General features: G+C 40.5%; 4 protein-coding genes. 3 read left to right on the top strand and 1 reads right to left on the bottom strand.

Annotation, left to right across the window (positions count from 1 at the left end; all coding sequences use genetic code 11):
- Nucleotides 1-169 precede the first annotated feature (169 nt).
- From HP456_RS21770 to HP456_RS21780, 3 genes are all read left to right on the top strand, one after another.
- Nucleotides 170-784 (top strand): flavin reductase family protein, encoded by a 615-nt coding sequence (locus HP456_RS21770; RefSeq protein WP_172255012.1) that lies wholly within the window; start codon nucleotides 170-172, stop codon nucleotides 782-784.
- A 447-nt stretch (nucleotides 785-1,231) separates the two neighbouring features.
- Nucleotides 1,232-1,639, top strand: a complete 408-nt coding sequence (locus tag HP456_RS21775; RefSeq protein ID WP_172255014.1) for a YbaN family protein — start codon at nucleotides 1,232-1,234, stop codon at nucleotides 1,637-1,639.
- 135 nt (nucleotides 1,640-1,774) lie between these two features.
- Nucleotides 1,775-2,203 (top strand): hypothetical protein, encoded by a 429-nt coding sequence (locus HP456_RS21780; RefSeq protein ID WP_172255016.1) that lies wholly within the window; start codon nucleotides 1,775-1,777, stop codon nucleotides 2,201-2,203.
- 133 nt (nucleotides 2,204-2,336) lie between these two features.
- Here HP456_RS21780 and HP456_RS21785 read toward each other — a convergent pair whose 3' ends face one another.
- Nucleotides 2,337-2,942 carry an FMN-binding negative transcriptional regulator gene (locus tag HP456_RS21785; protein WP_172255018.1) on the bottom strand — a complete coding sequence of 202 codons (606 nt, stop codon included), beginning with the start codon at nucleotides 2,940-2,942 and terminating at the stop codon, nucleotides 2,337-2,339.
- Nucleotides 2,943-3,240: the final 298 nt, after the last annotated feature.

The raw sequence follows: 3,240 nt of genomic DNA on the forward strand, positions 1-3,240 counted from the left end.
AATAAAGCCGTCAGGATGGCGGCGCGTGAAGGTTCACTGATTAATGCAGCAACTGAAGCTATATTCGGACTTGTATTCATTTGATCCCTCCTATGTAATCCATATTTCGATGATAATGGAAATGTTATTCATTTACAATATGGGTATAAATAGGAGGAGGTAATGGAAAATGGAGAAAGCGTCCGTTGAAACTGAAACTAAAAAGATACAGCCCCAAATATTATACTACGGTACACCTGTGATCTTGCTTACAACCTTAAATGAAGATGGTACAGTGAATATTAGTCCGCTCTCTTCCTCGTGGGCGCTGGGGAATTATATCATCCTGGGACTCGGGACAGGAGGGAAAGCCTTTGAAAATTTGAAGCGCCATCCAGAATGTGTCATCAACATCCCGGACCCTGCCCTTTGGAAGAACGTTGAGCGCATCGCACACTATACAGGTAAGAATCCCGTTCCGGAGGATAAAAAATTACATGGATTTACATATAACCCTGAAAAATATGAAACAGGCAAATTTACAGCAATCGAATCTGAATCGGTCCAGCCTGCAAGAATCCTGGAATGCCCAATCCAGATTGAAGCAAAAGTAAACGCGATTCGTGTCCCGGATTATTGCGAAGAATTTTCAATAGTGGAAACAGAGGCTGTCCACGTTCATGCCCATAAGAACATTATTATAGAAGAAAATCATATTAACCCGGATAAGTGGAGTCCGTTAATTTATAATTTCCGGCATTACTATGGGTTGGGGGAGAAGCTGGGAGTGACGTTTAGGGCGTAGGGAATGGCGGTTTCCAGCTTTAAACCGTAACTGTACTTCCTTGTCTTGACTCGTTATGTATATATTAATATATATTAATTAAAATATTTTATATAAAGGTGGCATTGTCCTTTTTATTCAAACAGGGAACATATCATAAGCCGCCTACTAAAGGAGGCAAGTATCAAACATCGATGAAAAAGACGCTTGGAATTATGCTTACGTTCAGCTGGGTAACATTATTTTTCTACTTTTTTAACATGTGGATGCCTAAAGGGGCCGTATACTTATTGGTTTCTTTGCCGATTATTTTTATTACAGCTTTTCTTATTTTAAGAAAAGCTGGCTTTAAGATGTAAACAGTTAAACTATGAGTCGCTGCCATGTCCCCATGGCTCTTTCTGCTATATCTATAGTACAATGAAGTTAGATAGACTAGTAATATAGCGATTGTAGGGGAAATGGATCATGACACTTAAAAAAATGAAAAGTATCCTGTTTATGCTGCTTGGGTCAATCTCCCTGGTGTTCGGGATTGCCGGCACTGTGCTTCCCGTTCTGCCTGGCGGTCCGTTCTATTTATTTGCAGCTTATTGCTTTGCCAAGAGTTCCAAAAGGATGGAAAATTGGTTTAAAAGCACAGCCATATATGAGAAGTATGTCGAAGCCTTTCTTCAAAAGAAGGGCATGACTCGGAAAGAGAAGATTCGAATCAACGTGACAGCGGATTTCTTTATATTGCTTTCCGTAGTTTTCGTGGACATCCTATTCGTTCGGATCCTTTTAATAGGGCTCGCCTTGTATAAACATTATTATTTTATCAAGAAAATAAAGACGCTTCATCCGGAGTCATGTGAGGTGGAGAAAAGCCAGTAACCTGAGGGGGACTGGCTTTGTTGTTTATGAGTTGTGATTTTTTTTACTGGATTGATCATATTCAGCAGTTTGGAGAAGAATGCATTTTATTCAGGTACTTAGACAGGCAGTAATGGTTTTGAAAGGAGATAAATAATGAACTATTTCTTTAAAATCAATGTGGTCAGTATGCTTTATGCACTTTTACTATTTATCCCTATCGAACTAATGATCAATGTAAACAGGATTAGCAGACTAGTTGATTTAGATGTACATACTGTAAACGATTATAGCTTTGCAGCCAGCATGATTGTGTTTGTATCCGGGACCTTTTTTCTCTTTTTGATTACTAAAAAGTGGTTGAAAGGCGTAAGAGCTAATTTTTGGACGGCTCTCCTGTGGATTCCGTATTTTGTTTTTTTCGTTTATGTGTTAGCTGCTTCATTCCCTGTAAAGAGCATGGGTGACATGAGCAGTCCGGGAGCAGGGCTGGTTGGGCTCGCTTTGTTAATCATGTTTCCTTTTTATATTTTACTAGTAAATTACTTTAATTATATGAATAAAGATGAATTGAGTAAGGAGTAAGATATGAGGGGGGGGAGATGCAAAAGGGACAAAGCTCCCTGGCAGAGTCAGCCGCGGTGGATGTCCCTTTGGTTCTTGAGGCTGCACATCCGTGCCGGCCCCTTCCTGTTATAAAAAACGAAATCCACTCCTATCAAAGATTCCTCTTCATCCACGACGCAATCATTTTCTCCTCCGAGTGTGCACTTTGTTCCAAGTTCTCAATGACCCGCTCTTGGCGGTGCGTGGAATGGTTTTGGCTTAATTTCGCTTTTCCTTCGAGTTTTGTTATTTGCAGTTTGAAGGCTTGGATTCCTTTGCTCATGCCGGTAAGGTAGCTTGAATCGACATCCTCAAGTTTATAGGAGCTGTCCGGAGATTCATACTTTAACACCAGTTCTTGTAAAGACTCCATTACCTCATCTTCATCATCCACAAGTTCTATTTCCCCATATACATGTACGGTGATGTAATTCCAGGTGGGCACCGCTTTGTTCGTTTCATACCAGGAGGGGGAGATATAACAATGCGGACCATGGAAAATAGCCAGAACGGTTTGGGATTCTATTTCTTTCCACTGAGGATTTGGCCGTGCGAAATGTCCATATAAGCAGTTTTTTTCCTTGTTCAACAGTAACGGTAAGTGAGTCGCTGCAGGCACCCCATTGTGTTGGGAGAAGAGAGTTGCAAAGCCGTGCTCGTTTATAATGTCATAGGCAATTGAATCGTCTGTGATTTTAAAATGCGGAGGTATGTACATGGTGGATCCCCTTTCTACTTGTCTATGAAGTATAGATTCTGTAAAAAGGGGCAGAATTCCTTCATTAGTGGATCCAGGGAATATTGGAGGTTAGTCCGCAGTGGTATCTGTCCTATGTTCCTCGCAGCATGGTTTTTAACTGCCAATAATTATTGAACAGTTTTTCCGTCTAAATTGAATTGCTTTCGTTTTATCACGGGCAGTGAGATAATTTGAGAAATCACAAACAGGAGGAGGATTTATAAATGAAGAAAGTCATGAATGAACCTGAAGACTTGGTCGTGGAAATGTGCAATGG

The organism is Bacillus haikouensis, from assembly GCF_013179555.1.
Lineage (GTDB): Bacteria > Bacillota > Bacilli > Bacillales > Bacillaceae_B > Rossellomorea > Rossellomorea haikouensis_A.

Bases quoted from the DNA above. Each gene is read 5' to 3' on its own strand.
- HP456_RS21770 (WP_172255012.1), top strand. From the start codon at position 170: ATGGAGAAAGCGTCCGTTGAAACTGAAACTAAAAAGATACAGCCCCAA.
- HP456_RS21775 (WP_172255014.1), top strand. From the start codon at position 1,232: ATGACACTTAAAAAAATGAAAAGTATCCTGTTTATGCTGCTTGGGTCA.
- HP456_RS21780 (WP_172255016.1), top strand. From the start codon at position 1,775: ATGAACTATTTCTTTAAAATCAATGTGGTCAGTATGCTTTATGCACTT.
- HP456_RS21785 (WP_172255018.1), bottom strand. From the start codon at position 2,942: ATGTACATACCTCCGCATTTTAAAATCACAGACGATTCAATTGCCTAT.